Origin of the sequence: Prevotella conceptionensis 9403948 (assembly GCF_000312305.1) — a bacterium.
In the GTDB taxonomy this organism is placed as follows: Bacteria; Bacteroidota; Bacteroidia; order Bacteroidales; family Bacteroidaceae; genus Prevotella; species Prevotella conceptionensis.
In genome coordinates this window covers 1-1,546 of record NZ_HE999471.1, presented here as the reverse complement: position 1 = coordinate 1,546, position 1,546 = coordinate 1, and the positions used below count along the sequence as shown (strand labels likewise).

Below are 1,546 nucleotides of genomic sequence, written 5' to 3'. Positions count from 1 at the left end.
CGAGGACATCTTCTTCTACCACTCCGACCATCTCGGCAGCACCTCTTATATCACCGATGCCAAGGCCAACGTCGCCCAGTTCGACGCCTACCTGCCTTACGGCGAACTGCTCGTGGACGAACATTCCTCATCCGAGGATATGCCGTACAAGTTCAACGGCAAGGAACTTGACCAAGAGACGGGGCTGTACTATTATGGGGCGAGGTATATGAACCCAAGGACGAGTTTGTGGTATGGGGTGGATCCGTTGGCGGAGAAGTATCCGAGCGTTGGCGCGTATGTATATTGCATGGATCGTCCTACAAAGTTAATCGATACGGATGGCCGTAAGGTGATAATCTCAGGAAGTAGAAATCAACGAATAATTGTGTTGAACCAGCTTCAGAAATTGACAAACTATAAACTAGGGGTGAAACAAAATGGAGAAGTCGTAATTTTAGCAACACATGGCAGGAATAAGTCAAAAAAACTTACAGTTGGCAATAGTCTCATTGAATCCGTGATAAAACATAAGCGAACGATGACAATACAAACAACTGATCCGGGTGAAAAGTCTAGTGAGCATGATATTTATAGGAGGGATGCATTTAATGGGAAGGGAACTGACGTAGTTGTTAATTTTGATGTTACAGATACTCCCAAACTTCTAACAGAGAATGGTAAGACTGGCAAAAGTTCAGAGGAGGTGATGCCTTTATTTCTTGTTTTAGGGCATGAAATTATACATGGAGAACGCTCCATGGACGGTATTGCCATAGATCCAGATACAAAATCTTCATATAAATACAGAAGCCCTAATGGGCAACTTAAAATTAAGAATACATCCAAGGAAGAACTTGAGACTGTCGGAATTATTGGAAAAGCAAAACGAACAGAAAATGCATTAAGGAAAGAACATGGATTAAACAAACGAATAAAATATTAACTAAATATATAAACATCCAACATGAATAAAATAGATTTCTGTATGCTCTCTCTCGCATTCATTGTATTACTCAATGGCGGTTGTTCAAGCAAACATCTCCCTGAAAGATGCGCTTGCCAATGCCTTATTTTCCCAACAACAGATTTTGAGGGGTGTTACTTGATAGAAGTGGACAAAGATGGCTATATCACAACCAGTGTAGGAGAAAAGGGGGACTCAGTCACACATGCTGTGTTGAATGACATACATATATCTACTCAACATATACGCCTACTTAAGAATACTTGTGAAAGGGAGAAAAAGTTGTTGGGAAAGGATGAGTTTCTAAAGTTGCAACAACAAATATCAAAACTAGAAGGTGTAAGTATCGACAACATTTTTCTTGAAAGTTGGGAAAATGATTCATGGGCAGTCATTCTTCTAACAGAAGAAAAACAGTACATTTTCCCTTATTGGGACTGCAATAATAGTTCTATAGAAGAATTAGTGAAGTCATTAGTAAGGGGGTCACCTATAAATATCGAACTCAGATAGTTAACCTCACTAGCCGCGTCAACCTGCTGTACAAGGTATGCGTAACGAATTTGAGTACGATTCATACAATGCTCCCGCATAATAAAA

At 40.1% G+C, this 1,546-nt stretch carries 2 protein-coding genes; both read left to right on the top strand.

The features are described from left to right. A partial coding sequence (locus BN93_RS18175; protein WP_232211220.1) for an RHS repeat-associated core domain-containing protein occupies positions 1–925 on the top strand: 925 nt, incomplete at its 5' end. A 21-nt stretch (positions 926–946) separates the two neighbouring features. After that, positions 947–1,459 (top strand): hypothetical protein, encoded by a 513-nt coding sequence (locus BN93_RS15665; RefSeq protein ID WP_044078511.1) that lies wholly within the window; start codon positions 947–949, stop codon positions 1,457–1,459. Positions 1,460–1,546: the final 87 nt, after the last annotated feature.

Bases quoted from the DNA above. Each gene is read 5' to 3' on its own strand.
- BN93_RS15665 (WP_044078511.1), top strand. From the start codon at position 947: ATGAATAAAATAGATTTCTGTATGCTCTCTCTCGCATTCATTGTATTA.